The following is a 16,421-nucleotide window of genomic DNA, read 5'->3' on the forward strand; positions in this document are numbered from 1 at the left end:
AGATAAATATGGCTAATGCAGACAAGGGATCGTTCCAGACTGTCGCCGAGGTCGCGGAGATCATGCGCGTATCGAAGATGACTGTCTACCGTCTCGTTCACTCCGGTGAATTGCCCGCCGTTCGCGTCGGGCGTTCCTTCCGCGTGCACGAGCAAGCGGTCAAGGACTACCTGGACTCCTCGTACTACGAGGCTGGTTAGACCTAGATCCCCGCACCATCGTCAGCGGCACCCGATTCTCCTCGGAGGGTGGGGTGCCGTTGGTGATTCGGTTGGCGAAACCCGCTTTGCCTAACAACTTCGTGTCCTCGCGACACCTAAATCCGGCGAAGTTGTTAGCGAACGAGGGTTTTGGAGCGGGTACACCGCCCATGGGGCACCAGGTTTTTGGCCCAACTAGACCCTGTCGGTATGATGGACCGCATTCGTGCCGACGATCTATTTGCGCTGAGCGTGCACCTCGGTCGCTGCGATCCCCGTAGGGGGTCCGTGGAAAAGTCGGTAGGTCATGTACGTACATCAATCCGAATTGAGGAAACCCCATGGGTTCTGTCATCAAGAAGCGCCGCAAGCGCATGTCCAAGAAGAAGCACCGCAAGATGCTGCGCCGTACCCGCGTGCAGCGTCGTAAATTGGGCAAGTAAGCCTCGCAGCAAACCGCCTTCCGCTTCCCCGAACCAGGGGAGAGCAGGAGGCGGTTTCGCTTATGCGTCCTTGGGTGCCCTGCGCCCGTGGAATACCCGCCAGCTGCTCAGGCTGAAGGCGGCGGTGGCCAGGGCGGGCAGGCCGAAAGTGCGCACGGCGCGGCGGAGGTTACGGTAGTCGCGCACCTGCCAGCCGCGCTTGACGGCTTCCTTGCGCAGTTTGGAATCCGGATTGATCGCCACGGCGGTGCCCACCATGGACAGCATGGGGACGTCATTGATGGAGTCGGAGTACGCCGTGCACCGCGCGAGGTCGAGTTGTTCGATGGCGGCCAGGGCCGCGACGGCGTGCATTTTGCCGGGGCCGTGGAGGATATCGCCGACGAGTCGGCCGGTGAATTTCCCGTCCACGACCTCTGCAACGGTGCCCAGCGCGCCGGTGAATCCGAAGCGTTTGGCCAGGATCTGCGCCAGTTGAACGGGGGTGGCGGAGACGAGCCAGACCTGGTGGCCGGCCGCGAGGTGCATCTGCGCGAGGTCCCGGGTGCCGGGCCACGCTTTGTCGATCATGGTGCTGTCCACGATCTCTTCGCACAGTTCGACCAGTTCGGCCACGCTTTTGCCCTTGATAAATTCCAGGGCCTGGTTGCGCCCCACGGCGACGTCGTTGGCATTTTCGGAGCCGGTGACGCGGAACTTGATCTGCTTCCACGCGATGGGCAGGACTTCCCGGAGGCGGAAGTAGCGTTTGCGTGCCAGGCCGAGGGCGAAGACGACGAGCGAGGAACCCTGGATGAGGGTGTTGTCGACGTCGAAAAAGGCGGCCGCGCCGATGTCTTGGGGGATGTCGGGGTCGGGCACGCTGATGTGGAAACCGCCAGCGGCTTCGATGGATCCCGAGACGGAATCCACGCCGGAGGAGAATGCGTCGAGCTCGATGCCGAAGGTTTCTTGCACGGCGGCGGCAGCGGAGGCTTCGCCGGCGGCGCGCTGGTGTTCCTCGCCCAGGGGTGGGAGGGCTCGTTCTTCGAGGAAGCGGCGGAGGTTGCCGCGGGTGGCACTCCAGCTGGCGAGGAATTCTCGCGGGGAACCGGGGAATACTGGTTCGCTGTTAGGCGGGGTCACGGCGGTGTTCGTGCCTTCCTTTGGGTGCGTTGCCTGCTCTGTATCGTGTCTATCGTAGGCGCGTTGCATCGGTGGCGCTGGGCAAGAAGCTGGGCAAGAAGCTGGGCAAGAAAAGGAGTCAGGCTGTGGCGCAGGTAGTGGAGCTGATGGTGCGGACTGCGTGTGGTTCGTGCGCGCGGGTGGAGCGGCAGATTGCGCCGATCGTGGCGGCGGCGGGGGCGCGGTTGGTGGTGCGCAACGTTGACCATGATGGTGAGCTGGCGGTGGAGTTTGGGGATCGGGTGCCGGTGGTGGTCATCGATGAGGAGGAATTTGCCTGTTGGGAAGTCGATGATGAGGAGTTGGCTGCGGCGTTGGCCCACTAGCTCGGGGGTGGATACGGACTTTTCTTCACTCGGGGGTATCCTTTTGTTTGATCCGCCCCGAGGTGCGCGCGCTAGCCACGCCCCGGGGCATGAAATTGTGATCCAGGTCGAAAGCGGTGAAGGTAAACGTGAGTGTGCTCGTCGTGGGAATGTCGCACCGATCGGCGCCGGTGGCGTTGCTCGAGCGACTGAGCATGGACGAGACGGTACGGGAAGATACCACCACCAAGCTGGTCAATTGTGATGCGCTCAGTGAGGCGATGATTGTCTCCACGTGTAACCGGCTGGAGATTTATTCGGTCACCAATTCCTTCCACTCCGGGGTGCAAGATGTGGTGGAGGTGCTGCATGAGATCTCGGATGTGGATATCGATACGCTGCGGGGATACCTCTATGTTCGCTACGCCGATGCCGCCGCGGAGCACATGATGGTGGTGGCCTCTGGCCTGGATTCCATGGTGGTGGGGGAGCAGCAGATTATTGGCCAGGTGCGCACGGCGTATCAGGAGGCCAGTGAGAAGGGCACGGTTGGTCCGGCGTTGCATTCGCTGGCGCAGTCGGCGTTGCACACCGGTAAGCGGGTGCATTCGGAGACTGATATTGATGATGCGGGGGCCTCGATGGTCTCCGTTGCTGTTGATGAGGCGTTGGAGCATCTCGGGACGGAGCAGTTGGCGGGCCGCACCGCTTTGGTGTTGGGTGCTGGGGCGATGGCCTCGTTGGCTGCTACGCACTTGGGGAAGCTGGGCGTCGATAAGCTGATCATCGCTAACCGGACGCGTTCGCGGGCGGAGCGTCTCGCGGAGCATTCGCGGGAGGCGGGGGTCCCGGCGGATGTCGTGGATTTCGCTGACCGTGCCGCCGTGCTCTCCCGCGTTGACCTGGCCGTCTCGGCTACGGGGGCGGATGATTTCACCATCACCCCGGCGGATATTCCGCGCGATCGGGTGGATAATCTCACGCTCATTGATCTGTCGATGCCGCGTGATATCGACGATGCCACTGCGGAGCTGCAGGGTGTGCACCTGGTCAACATCGAGCGGTTGCATAAGACGATGTCGGGGCGCGGCGATCATGCGACGGGGCACCAGGAGGCGCTGGGGATAGTCGCTGAGGAGCTGCATGCCTATAGCTCTGAGCAGCGGGTTCGGGATGTGGTTCCGGCGGTGGCCGCATTGCGCAAGCACGCTTCGGAGTTGGTGGACACGGAGTTGGAGCGCCTGCGGGCGCGGACCCCGGCGATTGATGTGCCGGAGTTTGAGGAGGTGACGCGGACGGTGCGTCGCGTCGTCGATAAGCTGTTGCACCAGCCGACGGTGCGGGTGAAGAAGTTGGCCGCCGAGTCCGGTGTCGTGTCCTATGAGTCGGCGTTGCAGGAGCTGTTTGGTTTGGCCTCCGAGGGGCCGTCGGTGGCGATTGATGTCGCTGACCTGCCGGAAGGCAAGGTTGGAATCAACGAGAAGGAACAGAAATGACCTTGAAGATCGGTACGCGCGGCTCGACATTGGCCACGACCCAGTCCGGCCATGTGCGCGATGCGTTGGCCGCCAACGGCTTTGACGCCGAGCTTCACATTGTCACCACCGCGGGTGACGTCAACATGGCGCCGGTCGAGCGCATTGGCGTCGGCGTGTTCACCCAGGCGTTGCGCGAGTCCCTGGTGGCCGGTGAGTGCGACATTGCGGTGCATTCTTTCAAAGATTTGCCGACGGCCCCGGATGAGCGATTCCACCTCATCGTTCCGGTGCGTGCCGACGCCCGCGAGGCCCTCATCGCCCGCGATGGCCTCACCCTCGCCACCCTCCCGGAGGGTGCGAAGGTGGGCACCTCCGCGCCGCGCCGCATCTCCCAGCTCCGCGCGCACCGCCCTGACCTGGAGATATTGCCCCTGCGAGGCAACATCGACACCCGCATGGGCAAGGTCACTTCCGGCGAGCTCGATGCCGTCGTCCTCGCGTACGCCGGGCTGTCCCGCGTCGAGCAGGGCTTCCGCGCCACCGAGGTCTTTTCCCCCGAGGTCATCCTGCCCGCCCCCGCCCAGGGGGCGCTGGCCATCGAGTGCCGTGCAGATGACGCCGAGGCTCGCCGCGCCATCGATTCGCTTATCGACGCCGCCGCGTACACCTGCGCCATCGCCGAGCGCATCGTCCTCAACCGGCTGGAGGCCGGTTGCACCGCCCCTGTCGCGGCACATTCCACCCTCGATGGTGACACCATCACGTTGACCGCCGGGGTGTTCGCCCTCGACGGATCAGCCCAGCTCAAGCACAGTGCCACGGGCACTGACCCCGTGGAGTTGGGGGAGCGGATCGCCCGCCTGCTCATCGAGGAAGGCGCCGCCGAGATCATGGCGAGGTAAACTCAACCGGATTATGGCCGAACTGAAGATCGACGAGCGTCAGGTCACCGTCACCCTCAATTGGTGGGAAAAGATCGCCGCCCACCGCTCCCACCTCACCGTCCCCGCCCGTGCCATCTCCGGGGTGCGCGTTGTCGACGATGCCCTGGCTTTCGCCGCCGCGCAGGAACGGGACAAACGCTCCCCCGGCACGCGCCTGAGGGGACTCACCGACACCGGTACCTTTGTCACCCGCTACGGCACCCGCGCCAGCGTGCTGTCGGTGTGCCACGGAACTGGCCCCGGCGTGGTCATTGATTTAGAGTCGGGCACCATTGGCCGCATCATCATCTCCACCGCCCGGGCGCCGGAGTATGCCCGCGAACTTGGCCGATTCCTCTGAACATCACGCTGAGGGCGGGGTCGGGTGTTTTCGTAATCCGGCCTCGTTAATTTAAGGTGTAGATACCACACGGTGGACGCCCCGCATGCGATATGGCCCCCTTTATGGGAACGGCGGTTGCAGCGAAGGGCGCGCATTTGTGTCTTGACCTGTTGTGATTGTAACCATCGACTGTAGAAAAGATCCGTATGAGCATGGCTCCCCAGACCTCCCAGCCGGGAAAGGTCGTCTTCGTTGGCGCTGGCCCTGGCAACCCCGATCTACTCACCATCCGTGCCCGCGAGGTGCTCTCTTCGGCGATCATCGCCGTGACAGATGCAGCCGTCCTCCCAGGCGTGCGTGAAGTCGTGGCTGCCGGACTGCCAGTACCCCAAGAGAAGCTGGATGCCGCGGAGAAGGAATACGAGCGCATCTGCGCGGAAGCTAAGGAGGCCGGTGCGCGTCGTCGTCCGGCGCGCCCGGCTGAGCCCACGGCTGCTGATATTCGTGAGCCCGTCGGCTCTACCCCCGATGAGGTGGCCGCGCAGTTGCGGGATGCCCTCGCCGAGGACAAGGGCGATGTGATCCGCCTGGTCACGGGCAACCCGTTGACCCGGGATCAGACGATGGCGGAGATCGCCGCGGTCGCTGGTCTGGGCCTGGAGTTTCAGGTCGTGCCGGGGATGTCCTTGCCGTCGACGGTGCCGTCCTTCGCGGGTATCGCGCTGGGGTCGACGTACACGGAAACCGATGTCACCGAAAACAATGTTGATTGGGATCAGCTGGCCAGCGCACCGCAGCCTTTGGTGCTGCAGGCCGCTGATGAGAACCTGACCACGATTGCGTCGGAGTTCATTTCCCGGGGCATGAGCCCGGACACTCCAGTGTCCGTCACGGTCAACGGCACGACCCGCCTGCAGCGCACCCATGATGCCACGCTGGCTACCTTGGGCCGCCTGGATGTGGAGCTGGGCGGACAGCTGGTGGTCACGTTGGGCAAGGGGGTGGATGATCGCACCAAGTATTCCTGGTGGGAGAACCGCCCGCTGTACGGCTGGCGTGTCCTCGTGCCGCGCACGAAGGAGCAGGCGGCGTCGATGAGCGCGCGGCTGTCCTCCTACGGCGCGATCCCGCAGTCGGTGCCCACGATCTCGGTCGAGCCGCCGCGCAACCCCGCCCAGATGGAGCGGGCGATCAAGGGCATCGTTGAGGGCCGCTACCAGTGGGTCGTGTTCACTTCGGTCAACGCGGTCGCTGCGGTGTGGGAGAAGATCAACGAGTTCGGGCTCGATGCCCGTTCCTTCGCTGGTGTGCATCTCGCCGCCGTCGGTTCGAAGACCGCGGAGGCGATCCGTGAGCTGGGGATGACGCCGGAGCTGCTGCCGCCGTCGACGAAGCAGAACGCCGCCGGGCTGGTCGAGGTGTTCCCCGACTATGTTGAGGAGCTGGACCCGGTGGGTCGGGTGTTGCTGCCGCGCGCTGACATCGCCACCGATGTGCTTGTCGACGGCCTCGTGGAGGCCGGTTGGGAGGTCGACGATGTCGTCGCCTACCGGACCGTCCGCGCCGCCCCGCCGTCGGCGGAGATCCGCGAGATGATCAAGTCCGGTGGCTTCGACGCCGTCTGCTTCACCTCTTCCTCCACGGTGAAAAACCTCGTGGGTATTGCAGGAAAGCCGCACCAGCGCACCATCATCGCCTGCATCGGTCCCATGACGGAGGCCACTGCCAAGGAGATGGGTCTGCGCGTTGACGTTGTTCCCGCTACCGCCGAGGTCCCCGATCTGGTCGACGCCCTGGCCCACCACGTGGCCAACCTCCGTGCCGCCGGCCAGCTGCCGCCGCCGAAGAAGAAGCGCCGGGCGCGTCGCAAGCCGGTGGCCGTAGAGCAGGACTGATTTGCGGCGGGCACTATGATGGCGGTCTAAGTACTCGCCTTCCGGAAAGGTCAAGCCCTAGCTGTGACTGACCAGCATTCTTCCTCACTGCCCGTCCCCACTCCCGCCCGTCGGCCGCGTCGCTTACGGCTCAATCCGGCGATGCGGGAGTTCGTCGCCGAGACGACCCTGCGCCCCGCCGACCTCATCTTGCCGATGTTCATCGCCGATGGGCTCGGCACCCCGCGGGAGATCTCGTCGATGCCGGGGGTCCAACAGCACACCTTTGATTCCTTGAAGGCTGCCGCCCATGAGGCGCTCGATGTCGGGGTGCGCTGCGTGGACCTCTTCGGAGTCCCGCTCGACGCCGACAAAGACGCGGATGGTTCGCAGGCCTGGAACCCGAAGGGCATCCTCAACCGCGCCCTGCACGAACTGCGCGCGGAGTTCGGTGATGACTTGCTCATCATGGCCGACACCTGCCTCGATGAATTCACTGACCACGGGCACTGCGGCGTGGTGGGGCAGGACCGGTGGGGACGGACGGTCGTCGATAATGATGCGACGCTGACCCGGTACCAACAGATGGCGGTGGCCCAGGCCGACGCCGGGGCACACATCGTCTCCCCGTCGGGGATGATGGACGGCCAGGTCCTGGCCATCCGGGAGGCGCTGGATGATGCCGGTCACCAGGATGTGTCCATCATGGCGTATTCGGCCAAGTACGCCTCCGCCTTCTACGGTCCCTTCCGCGAGGCGGTCGGTTCCTCCCTGGAGGGCGATCGCCGGACGTACCAGCAAGACCCCGCCAACCTCCGCGAGTCCCTCCTCGAGGTCGAGCTTGATATCGATGAGGGCGCCGACTTCGTCATGGTCAAGCCCGCCCTGCCGTACCTCGATGTGCTGCGCGCCGTCGCCGATGTTTCCCCGGTGCCCGTCGCCGCCTATCAAGTCTCCGGTGAATACGCGATGATCCAGGCCGCTGGCCGCAACGGGTGGATCGACCTCGACGCCGTGATGATGGAATCACTGACCTCCATCAAGCGGGCCGGGGCGAACCAGATCCTCACCTACTTCGCCACCGACGCCGCTAAGGTGCTTCATGTCTGACGCCGATAAGCCCACCCAACCAGAGTCCGTGCGGCTCATGGTGTGGCTGTTTTCCTTCGCCGTCGGCGGGGAAGTGCTCCACCAGATCCTCACCGTCATCATCACCTTCATCGACCCCTCGGCGCTCATCGCCACCGCCAAGGACCGGATGGACCCCCAGCAACTCGAAACGATCGGGGACACCGGCGTGCGCGTCGCGGCGTATGGCTCGGTGCTGCTCATGGGCGCGGTAAGCCTGGGCATCATGGGCCTGCTCGTGTGGATGATCTTTGCCCTCTGGCGCCAATCCCGCTTCGCCGCCACCGCCCGCCGCATGCTGCTGGTCTTCGGCTTCTACTTCGGCTTCCGCGTCATGATGCTGTTTTTGGTCACACCGGGCGGAACGGACGTACCCGTGGCACTGTATGTCGTAGATGGCATCGTGCAGATCCTCGTCGGTGTCGCCGCCGTCATGGGAGTGTTCCTGACATTCAAGGAAGACACGCTCACGTGGACCCGCGAGTTGCCCACGGCTAAAGACAGGAGCTGAGACACGACCATGCCCAGCATGTTCCCCGGAATGTACCGTTCGCCGGATGACCCCAACCGGCGCCTGCGTGGCGGCGACGCCTCCGATCCGGCTGATGGATCCTGGCCGTCGGTGCTGCGCTGGGGCTACTGGGTATGCGTCGCGGCGGCGATCCTCATGATCTTCTCCGGCCTGGTGATGGTCGCCGTGCCAGATGGGGATCGGGTGGGAGCTGCGCCGGAGGTCATCGAGGCTTTCCACCGCAACGTCCGCTTCGTCGCCATCTTCAACATCGTCGCCGGCGTGCTCGTCGCGGCGCTGGCCGCGCAGCTGAAATCCGGGGGACTCATCTCGCGCCGGGTACTTATCGTGGTCATCGCCCTGGCCGTGTTCTGCAACGTGGCGGCCTTTGCCATTCAGGTCGGCGGATTGGCCATGATCCTCATCGTTATCCTCCTCGCCGTGGCCGCGTTCTTGGTTTTCCGCCCGGCCGCCAATCGCTACTTTGCCCGCGCCAACGGCCGAAACTAGCCGAGCCTACTAGTCTTCGAATCATGAACAACCGCTATGACGATGACGTTTCCTCGGCGATCGCCGAGGCACGGACCGCTGCCCGCGCAGCCGGGTTCAACGACATCGATGACGAGCGCACCCGCCCCACCGACCCTTCTGAGCGCCCCAAGGTCTCCTACGCCTTCGACCTCACCGGATTAGACAACGCCCCTGACATCGCAAACATCGAGGCCGCCCTGGAACAGATCCCCGGGGTGCGGGCCCGCCTGGTGTATCCCAACGCCACCGCCTGGGTCACTGCCCCCGACACCGTCGATCCGAACGACCTCGTGCGCGTCATCGAGGGTTTTGACATCGGCGCGGTCCTCACCGATGGCTCCCTGCGCCGCCGAATCATGCACTCCCACTCGGGGGAGGGGCCGCTGACGCAGCGACCGGAACTTCGTCCCACGCGCCGACGCTCTTCAATGTCGTGGAAGTTCCGCCGCCACCTGGAGGAGGAAGCCAGGATTCAGGAGCGGGCCCGTCTCGCCGGGTTTTTGAACAATTCCCCCGAAAGCCTGCGGGACCCCGATGCCCGGGGGCGCCAAGACATCCTGTTCACCGCGCGAGACCTGCTCACCCCCACCCGGTTGATCATCACCATCGTGCTCACCGTGCCGGTGCTGGCGCTCACCTATTTTCAGTCGTTGCAATTCGACGGTTGGCAGTGGCTGACCCTCGGCTTGGCGTTGCCGGTGGTGACGTGGGGGGCGTGGCCCTTCCACCGGGCGATGGTCGGAGGTGTGCGCCGCGGGCTCACCGCGCTTGATGCGGCCAGCTCTGTCGCGATTATTGCTGCCACCATCTGGTCGTTGATGATGCTCATCTTCACCCCAGCCGGGGATCTTGGCTGGCAGACAACACCATCGTGGTTTGCGTTCAACCAAAACCGCATTGTCGACGGCGAGTTGTTCCTCGACGTCGCCTGCGGCATGACGGTGCTGCTGCTGGTGGGCCGACTGCTCACCATGCGCAGCCGCGTCAGCCTGCTGGATGAGCTGGACGCCCGCCGACCCAGCCCCCACGAGCTGGTCGAAGTGGTGCAGAAGAAGGGCTCCGGCGGCGAACCCGGAGGCGGGTCAAGGGAGAAGATTCCGCTGCAGGAGGTCAATGTCGGCGACGACATCATGATTGAGCAGGGGCAGATCGTTCCCGTCGACGGCCAGGTAGTGGGCGGGTCGTGCATGGCCTCGCCCGGATTGTTCGGCTCGGGGCCCGAAGATGTTCAGGACGTCAAGGTCAATTCCTACGTCTACGCCGGCACGAAGAACCTGCAGGGGCGCATCAAAGTTCGGGCCGCCTACACCGGGCACGGCACGCGCCTCACCGCGATCCGTCGCTGGGTGTCCGCCGCGAACCAGAAGCAGATCCAGTCAACGCTGCTGTCTACTCGCACGGCCGCAATGCTCATCCCCGCGGCGTTTGGTATCGCCATCCTGGACTTCATGTTGTGGACGCTTATCGCCGGTAACTTCAACGCCGCGTTTGCCACGTCGTTGGCGGTGCTCGCCTCCGTTGCGCCGGTGGCGATCGCGTTGTCGCCGGCGTTGGCGATCCGCAATGGTATTGAATCCGCGGCTCGTAACGGTGTGCTCATTCGTGATGGCAGCATCGTGCGGGTGATCGAAAACATCGATACGGTGATTTTCAATCGCGTGGGCACCCTCGCGGAGACGGCCATGGCAATTGAGACGGTGACGGCCGACCGGGGGGAGAACCCCGAACTGGTGCTGCGGGTGGCGGGTGCCCTCGCCATGGAGTCGGATCACCCGGTCTCCCGCGCCCTGGTCAAAGCGGCCCGCGAGGCCCGCGACTTTGGTACCGGTGGCGAAGAAGTTCCCCATTGGATCGATGTCAGCCACTTCGAGATCGGCCCGGAGGGCGACTTCCGGGGCCTCATCGAGCTGCCGGTCACCGACGACAACGGGCACGTGAGCATGCAGCAGATGGAGGCCCGGTTGTGGCGCCCGCTCAACATGTCTCAGCTCCACGGCCGGTTGGCGGCGGCAGCCATTTCGGGCGGTACGCCACTGGTCGTGCGCTGGAAGGGCCGCGATCGGGGAGTGATCACCCTGCGCGATACGGTCAAGGATGATGCGGAGATTGCGATCCAGGAGCTCAGTGACATGGGCGTGGAAACGATGATGCTTTCCCGCGACACCTATCCCGTTGCGCGTCGGATCGCCGACCGCATCGGCATCGATCACGTTCTTGCGGGCATCGCCCCCGGCAAGAAGGCCCAGGCGGTGCGCTCGGTGCATACTCGCGGGGCGACTGTCGGCATGGTCGGTGATGTGTCGGTGCTCAGTTCCCTGCGGGTAGCCGATGTGGGCATCCTCATGGGCACTGACTCGCAGGTTGATCGGATCGCCCATTCGGAGCACCCGGACGTTGATGCCATCGTGTTGCGCCCGGACGTCACGGGAGTCCCACAGCTCATCGTCCACTGTCGCCGCATCTGCCGGATCATTGACCGCAATATCGTCTTCGCCTGGACGTATAACGGCTTGGCAGTGCTGGCGTCGATCGCGGGCGTGCTGCATCCGATGGCGGCGACGGTGCTCATGCTTGGTTCCTCGCTCATCATCGAGGCCCGCTCCAACCGGGCGCGAGTCTTCCGCCGCTAGGTCGTGCCCGCTTCCGTTTAGGCCCCATCCAACTTATGGACCACAATGGACGGTATGACTCGCCGCACCCTCAACGACGCCCCGCTTCTCGACGCCGCTGTCCCCGGCCGCACCCCCTCCCGCACGCCCGTCTGGTTCATGCGCCAGGCCGGCCGCTCCCTGCCGGAGTACCGGCAGGTGAGGGAAGGGATCGACATGCTCGATTCCTGTTTCATGCCGGAACTGTTGGCGGAGATCACCATGCAGCCGGTGCGCCGCCACGATGTTGACGCCGCGATCTTGTTCTCCGACATCGTCGTGCCGCTGAAAGCGGCCGGCGTCGGAGTGGAGATTGTGGCCGGGCGCGGACCGGTGATGGATGAAGCCATCCGGAGTCGGGCGGACGTCGATAAGCTGGCAATCCTGGAGTCGGACGTGCCGGAAGTGACCGCTGGCATTGAGATCATCCTTGATGAGTTGACTGATTCGCAGGCGCTCATCGGATTCGTGGGCGCGCCGTTTACGCTGGCCAGCTACCTGGTGGAGGGTGGGCCGAGCAAGAACCACGAGAAGACGAAAGCCATGATGCACGGCGAGCCCGAGACGTGGCACGCCCTCATGCAGCGGCTGACGCCGACGATTATTCGCTTCCTGCAGCTGCAGATCGACGCCGGTATTGACGCCATGCAGCTGTTCGATTCCTGGGCGGGGTTCCTCACCGAGCGCGATTACCGCGAGTTTGTGCTGCCCTATTCGACGGAGATTCTTGGCGCTATCGAGGACGCCGGCATTCCCCGCATCCACTTCGGGGTGGGCACCGGCGAGCTGCTCGGCGCGATGAGCGAGGCCGGTTCCGAGGTCATGGGCGTGGATTGGCGCGTCCCGCTAGACACCGCTGCCGCGCGGATCAACGCCGTGAGCGGGCCGAAGGTGCTGCAGGGCAACCTCGATCCGGCGATGCTCTTTGCCGGGCGTAGCGTGGTGGAGCAGGAGGTCGCGCGCATCACGTCCGAAGCCGCCGCCGCCATTGCTGCCGGTCATGCCACCGGCCACATTTTCAATCTCGGCCACGGCGTCCTGCCCAACACCCCGGCGGAGGCCATCACCGAGGCCGTCGCCATCGTTCACGGAGAAAACTAGTGCGCTACGCCATCATCGGAGCCGGCTTGGCCGGCCTCGTCACTGCTACTGAGATCCGCCGCGCGGACGCTGACGCCACGATCGACGTCTTCGAAGCCGACGACCGCATTGGCGGCAAGCTGTTCACCGTGCCCTTCGCCTCCGGGCCGACGGACATGGGCGCGGAGGCCTACCTCGCTTTCCGGGCGGACGCGACCGCCTACTTTGAGGAGCTGGGGCTGGGCGAGCTGCTGCGCTATCCCTCGGGGTTGCGCTCGCTGGTGTACTCCGGCGGCCAGACGCACCCCCTGCCCGCCGTGGGCGTCATGGGTATTCCGTCGAGCTCGGAGCCGGTCGCGCACCTCGTGTCCGCCGAGTCCGCCGCGCGTATCGACGCCGAGGGGGACCAGGACACCATCGCCTGGCCCGTCGGTGGGGACCTCAACCTCGGCGCCTTGGTGCGCGAACGCTACGGGGATGAGGTCGTTGACCGCGTCGTGTCCTCCCTCCTCGGTGGCGTGTACTCCTGCCTGGCCGATGACCTCGGCGTGCGCGCGACGGTGCCGCAGCTGGCGGCGGCCTTTGATGCGCTGGCCACGGCGGGGGAGAAGGTCACCTTGTCCGGGGCGGTGGCGCGGGTGGAGTCGCAGCGACCGGCTCCCAGCGGCGATCCGAAGCCGGTGTTCGCCTCCTTCGACGGCGGGTACGCCGTGGTCTACGAGGCCCTCGCGGAGGCATCCGGCGCCGACATTCACCTCGATGCTTTCGTCTCCGGCGTGACCCGCGGGGTCGGCGGCTTCACCATCACCGGGGCGGGCGAGGGAACCTACGACCGCGTTGTCTTTGCCACCCCGGCCCCGACGACCGCGATGCTCCTGCGTTCGTTATCCCCAGAGGCCTCGGTTGCGTTGAAGTCCATCAAGCTGGCTTCGTCCGTCGTCGTGGGCATGAAGTTCGATTCTTCCGCAGGACTGCCGGATAACTCCGGCGTGCTCGTCGCGGCCGATGAGCCGGATGTGCGGGCGAAGGCCTTCACGTTGTCGTCGAAAAAGTGGCCCCACCTCGGGGAGCGTGGCGGAGCCCTCGTGCGCGCCAGCTTCGGTCGCTTCGGCGAGGACGAGATCGTGCGCGCCGACGAAGATGACCTGGTTGATTGGGCCCTCGATGACTTGCAGACGGTCACTGGGTTCGACGGCCGGGAGGCCGGGCTGGCGGAAATCTACGTCCAGCGCTGGTTCGGCGGGCTACCCCGCTACGACGAGACCCACCTGGCCACCGTGGAGGCGGTGCGCTCCGAGCTCGCCTCAGTGCCGGGGGTTGAGGTCACCGGGGCCTGGGCCGGGGGAGTGGGAGTTCCGGCCGTTATTGCGGACGCCCGCGCTGCCGTCGCCCGTTTGCTAGGCTGATCTGATACCACAGCCTCGCCACCATGGTGGGGCCCGGACGAGGGAGCCGTACCCGGAGTCGCGACAAGACGGCCAGAAAGATGTTGTCGTGACTATGTCCTGGATCATTCTGCTCGTCTCCGGTGCCTTCGAGGCTGTCTGGGCCATCGCCCTGGACAGGTCGGCTGGTTTCAGTCGCCTTGGGCCGTCCCTCGTGTTCGTTGTTGCCCTGGTGATTTCCATGGGCGGGCTCGCGTGGGCCCTCAAGACCCTCCCCCTGGGCACCGCGTACGCGGTGTGGGTCGGCGTCGGCGCCACACTCGCGGTCGTTTACTCCTTTGCCACTGGCCAGGAGGCTGTCAGCGTGCTCAAGGTGCTCTTCCTGCTCATGGTCGTAGGCGGCATCATCGGCCTCAAGGTGGTGGGGTAGCCCCCACCATATGGATTACCCCGCCTTACCCCCTACAATGAGTACCCATGACTACCGCCGATGTGACCTCAGCCCACACCACCGCGTCTGCCCAGTCTTTTGAGCGCGCCCGCGCCCTCATCCCCGGCGGCGTGAACTCCCCGGTGCGGGCCTTCGGTTCCGTCGGCGGCCAAACCCGGTTCATTGAGTCCGCCTCGGGGTCCCGCCTACGGGATGTTGACGGCAACGAGTACGTGGATCTGGTGTGCTCGTGGGGCCCGATGATCCACGGCAACGCCCACCCGGAGGTGGTGGAAGCCGTGCAGCAGGCCGTGACCAAGGGGCTGTCCTTCGGCGCGCCCACCAACGCTGAAACCGAATTGGCGCAGATGATCGTCGATCGCACCAGCGTCGAGGAGGTGCGGTTGGTCAACTCCGGCACCGAGGCCACCATGTCGGCCGTGCGCCTGGCGCGCGGCTTTACCGGCCGGGCCAAGATCATCAAGTTTGATGGCTGCTATCACGGGCACGTTGATGCGCTCCTCGCTTCCGCGGGCTCCGGGGTCGCGACCTTCGCGCTGCCCGACTCCCCGGGCGTCACCGGGGCATCGGCGGCGGACACCATCGTTGTGCCTTACAACGACCTCGCGGCCGTGCAACGCGCCTTCGATGACCACCCGGGTGAGATCGCCTGCATCATCACGGAAGCCTCCGCCGGCAACATGGGGACGGTCGCCCCGCAGGACGGCTTCAATGCCGCGCTCAAGGAGTTGGCCCATGCCAACGGCGCCCTGCTCATCCTCGATGAGGTGATGACCGGCTTCCGTACCTCGTACTCTGGTTGGTTCGGCGTCGATGGTGTGGCCGGTGACCTCACCACCTTTGGCAAAGTCGTCTCCGGTGGCCTACCCGCCGCAGCGTTTGGTGGCCGGCGCGACATCATGGAGCACCTCGCTCCCAACGGCCCCGTCTACCAGGCCGGCACCCTCTCCGGGAACCCGGTGGCGATGGCCGCCGGAATGGCTTCGCTACGCCTGGCCAGCGAGGACATCTACCCGGTGCTCAACGCCAACGCTGACCGCCTGGCGGGGCTCATCTCCAGCGCGTTGGACAAGGAGGGCGTGGCCCACCACATCCAGCGCGCCGCCACGATGTTCTCCATCCGTTTCGCCGAAGGGCCGGGGCATAACTTCGATGAGATGAAGGCAGCGGACACGTTCCGCTTCCCGCCCTTCTTCCACGCGCTGCTGGACCACGGGGTCTACGCCCCGCCGAGCGTGTTTGAAACCTGGTTTGTGTCCACCGCCCTGACCGACGATGATTTCAAGAGGATTGAGAGCGCCCTCGTCCCCGCCTCGCAGGCCGCCGCCGCAGCAACTGCCTAAGGAACCCCTCCATGAGCACCACGATCGTCCACCTTGTCCGTCACGGCGAGGTCCATAATCCCGAGAAGATCCTGTACGGAACGATCCCCGGCTATCACCTGTCCTCGCGGGGGCGTTCCCAGGCTGCCCGCACGGCCCGTTCCTTTGAGGGCCACGACGTCACCTACCTGGGTGCTTCGCCCCTGCAGCGGGCGCAGGAGACCTCCGAGCCCTTCGCTGAGATCACCGGGCTCGAGGTAGACACGGTCGAGGACATCGTCGAGGCGGGCAACCGCTTCGAGGGCCTGCGCACCAAAGGCTGGCGTTCCCAGTTGTGGAACCCGGTGCGGTGGCCGCTCATGCTCAACCCCATTGAACCGAGTTGGGGGGAGGCTTACGTCGACATCGCTGATCGCATGATGAAGGCCGTCGAGCGGGCGCGGGCCCAGGCCGAGGGGCACGAGGCCATCCTCATCAGCCACCAGCTGCCCATCGTCATGGTTCAACGCAGTGCGCGTGACCTGCCGTTGGCGCACGCCGGGCGGGAATGCGACCTCGCCTCCGTCACCTCCTTGGTGTTCGATGGTGACCAGCTCACTGACATTTTCTACTCCACACCCGCGAAGGAAATCTGA

17 protein-coding genes and 1 riboswitch are annotated in these 16,421 nt (G+C 65.1%); of the genes, 16 read left to right on the forward strand and 1 reads right to left on the reverse strand.

What is annotated here, in order from left to right; translation table 11 throughout:
• The first annotated feature begins 8 nt into the window (after nucleotides 1-8).
• Nucleotides 9-200, forward strand: a complete 192-nt coding sequence (locus tag CTEST_RS01610) for a helix-turn-helix domain-containing protein (protein ID WP_047252250.1) — start codon at nucleotides 9-11, stop codon at nucleotides 198-200.
• Between the two features lie 341 nt (nucleotides 201-541).
• Entirely contained in the window at nucleotides 542-643 is a 102-nt protein-coding gene (locus CTEST_RS13220; RefSeq protein ID WP_003855542.1) for a 30S ribosomal protein bS22, read from the forward strand.
• Between the two features lie 60 nt (nucleotides 644-703).
• On the opposite strand, the gene CTEST_RS01615 is transcribed toward CTEST_RS13220, so the two are convergent.
• On the reverse strand, nucleotides 704-1,768 hold the full coding sequence (locus tag CTEST_RS01615; protein ID WP_236686115.1) for an HAD-IB family hydrolase: 1,065 nt from the start codon (nucleotides 1,766-1,768) through the stop codon (nucleotides 704-706).
• Between the two features lie 146 nt (nucleotides 1,769-1,914).
• Between CTEST_RS01615 and CTEST_RS01620 the strand changes: the two genes are divergently transcribed.
• The 14 genes from CTEST_RS01620 to CTEST_RS01685 all read left to right on the forward strand — a co-directional run bounded on the left by CTEST_RS01620 (nucleotide 1,915) and on the right by CTEST_RS01685 (nucleotide 16,421).
• Nucleotides 1,915-2,133 (forward strand): glutaredoxin family protein, encoded by a 219-nt coding sequence (locus CTEST_RS01620; RefSeq protein WP_047254144.1) that lies wholly within the window; start codon nucleotides 1,915-1,917, stop codon nucleotides 2,131-2,133.
• A gap of 128 nt (nucleotides 2,134-2,261) precedes the next feature.
• Nucleotides 2,262-3,608 carry a glutamyl-tRNA reductase gene (locus tag CTEST_RS01625; RefSeq protein WP_047252252.1) on the forward strand — a complete coding sequence of 449 codons (1,347 nt, stop codon included), beginning with the start codon at nucleotides 2,262-2,264 and terminating at the stop codon, nucleotides 3,606-3,608.
• Nucleotides 3,605-4,492, forward strand: coding sequence for a hydroxymethylbilane synthase (gene hemC, locus CTEST_RS01630; protein ID WP_047252253.1), 888 nt, complete (start codon nucleotides 3,605-3,607; stop codon nucleotides 4,490-4,492). Before CTEST_RS01625 ends, hemC begins: the two co-directional genes overlap by 4 nt.
• 13 nt (nucleotides 4,493-4,505) lie before the next feature.
• Entirely contained in the window at nucleotides 4,506-4,874 is a 369-nt protein-coding gene (locus CTEST_RS01635) for a hypothetical protein (RefSeq protein WP_047252254.1), read from the forward strand.
• A gap of 188 nt (nucleotides 4,875-5,062) precedes the next feature.
• Complete coding sequence (locus tag CTEST_RS01640) at nucleotides 5,063-6,751, forward strand: bifunctional uroporphyrinogen-III C-methyltransferase/uroporphyrinogen-III synthase (RefSeq protein ID WP_047252255.1); 1,689 nt, start codon at nucleotides 5,063-5,065, stop codon at nucleotides 6,749-6,751.
• A gap of 87 nt (nucleotides 6,752-6,838) precedes the next feature.
• Entirely contained in the window at nucleotides 6,839-7,840 is a 1,002-nt protein-coding gene (gene hemB, locus CTEST_RS01645; RefSeq protein WP_260452726.1) for a porphobilinogen synthase, read from the forward strand.
• Nucleotides 7,833-8,369: a hypothetical protein gene (locus tag CTEST_RS01650; protein WP_052844264.1), complete on the forward strand. Its 537-nt coding sequence runs from the start codon at nucleotides 7,833-7,835 to the stop codon at nucleotides 8,367-8,369. The genes hemB and CTEST_RS01650 overlap by 8 nt, the downstream gene beginning before the upstream one ends.
• Nucleotides 8,370-8,378: 9 nt before the next feature.
• Nucleotides 8,379-8,879 (forward strand): hypothetical protein, encoded by a 501-nt coding sequence (locus CTEST_RS01655; protein WP_144413196.1) that lies wholly within the window; start codon nucleotides 8,379-8,381, stop codon nucleotides 8,877-8,879.
• 23 nt (nucleotides 8,880-8,902) lie between these two features.
• Nucleotides 8,903-11,530: a heavy metal translocating P-type ATPase gene (locus CTEST_RS01660; RefSeq protein ID WP_047252257.1), complete on the forward strand. Its 2,628-nt coding sequence runs from the start codon at nucleotides 8,903-8,905 to the stop codon at nucleotides 11,528-11,530.
• A gap of 54 nt (nucleotides 11,531-11,584) precedes the next feature.
• On the forward strand, nucleotides 11,585-12,649 hold the full coding sequence (gene hemE / locus CTEST_RS01665; protein ID WP_162488750.1) for a uroporphyrinogen decarboxylase: 1,065 nt from the start codon (nucleotides 11,585-11,587) through the stop codon (nucleotides 12,647-12,649).
• Entirely contained in the window at nucleotides 12,649-14,034 is a 1,386-nt protein-coding gene (locus CTEST_RS01670) for a protoporphyrinogen oxidase (protein ID WP_047252259.1), read from the forward strand. The genes hemE and CTEST_RS01670 overlap by 1 nt, the downstream gene beginning before the upstream one ends.
• A 12-nt stretch (nucleotides 14,035-14,046) precedes the next feature.
• Nucleotides 14,047-14,111: riboswitch (guanidine-III (ykkC-III) riboswitch) on the forward strand.
• A 17-nt stretch (nucleotides 14,112-14,128) separates the two neighbouring features.
• On the forward strand, nucleotides 14,129-14,443 hold the full coding sequence (locus CTEST_RS01675) for a DMT family transporter (RefSeq protein ID WP_047252260.1): 315 nt from the start codon (nucleotides 14,129-14,131) through the stop codon (nucleotides 14,441-14,443).
• A gap of 47 nt (nucleotides 14,444-14,490) precedes the next feature.
• Complete coding sequence (gene hemL, locus CTEST_RS01680) at nucleotides 14,491-15,807, forward strand: glutamate-1-semialdehyde 2,1-aminomutase (protein ID WP_047252261.1); 1,317 nt, start codon at nucleotides 14,491-14,493, stop codon at nucleotides 15,805-15,807.
• Between the two features lie 11 nt (nucleotides 15,808-15,818).
• A complete protein-coding gene (locus CTEST_RS01685; protein WP_047252262.1) occupies nucleotides 15,819-16,421 on the forward strand; it encodes a histidine phosphatase family protein in 603 nt (200 codons plus the stop codon).

The sequence above is a fragment of the Corynebacterium testudinoris genome (assembly GCF_001021045.1).
Lineage (GTDB): Bacteria > Actinomycetota > Actinomycetes > Mycobacteriales > Mycobacteriaceae > Corynebacterium > Corynebacterium testudinoris.

Coding starts and splice junctions, on each gene's coding strand:
- CTEST_RS13220 (WP_003855542.1), top strand. CDS start 542: ATGGGTTCTGTCATCAAGAAGCGCCGCAAGCGCATGTCCAAGAAGAAG.
- CTEST_RS01685 (WP_047252262.1), top strand. CDS start 15,819: ATGAGCACCACGATCGTCCACCTTGTCCGTCACGGCGAGGTCCATAAT.
- CTEST_RS01660 (WP_047252257.1), top strand. CDS start 8,903: ATGAACAACCGCTATGACGATGACGTTTCCTCGGCGATCGCCGAGGCA.
- hemL (WP_047252261.1), top strand. CDS start 14,491: ATGACTACCGCCGATGTGACCTCAGCCCACACCACCGCGTCTGCCCAG.
- CTEST_RS01655 (WP_144413196.1), top strand. CDS start 8,379: ATGCCCAGCATGTTCCCCGGAATGTACCGTTCGCCGGATGACCCCAAC.
- hemC (WP_047252253.1), top strand. CDS start 3,605: ATGACCTTGAAGATCGGTACGCGCGGCTCGACATTGGCCACGACCCAG.
- CTEST_RS01650 (WP_052844264.1), top strand. CDS start 7,833: ATGTCTGACGCCGATAAGCCCACCCAACCAGAGTCCGTGCGGCTCATG.
- hemE (WP_162488750.1), top strand. CDS start 11,585: ATGACTCGCCGCACCCTCAACGACGCCCCGCTTCTCGACGCCGCTGTC.
- CTEST_RS01610 (WP_047252250.1), top strand. CDS start 9: ATGGCTAATGCAGACAAGGGATCGTTCCAGACTGTCGCCGAGGTCGCG.
- CTEST_RS01640 (WP_047252255.1), top strand. CDS start 5,063: ATGAGCATGGCTCCCCAGACCTCCCAGCCGGGAAAGGTCGTCTTCGTT.
- CTEST_RS01675 (WP_047252260.1), top strand. CDS start 14,129: ATGTCCTGGATCATTCTGCTCGTCTCCGGTGCCTTCGAGGCTGTCTGG.
- CTEST_RS01620 (WP_047254144.1), top strand. CDS start 1,915: ATGGTGCGGACTGCGTGTGGTTCGTGCGCGCGGGTGGAGCGGCAGATT.
- CTEST_RS01635 (WP_047252254.1), top strand. CDS start 4,506: ATGGCCGAACTGAAGATCGACGAGCGTCAGGTCACCGTCACCCTCAAT.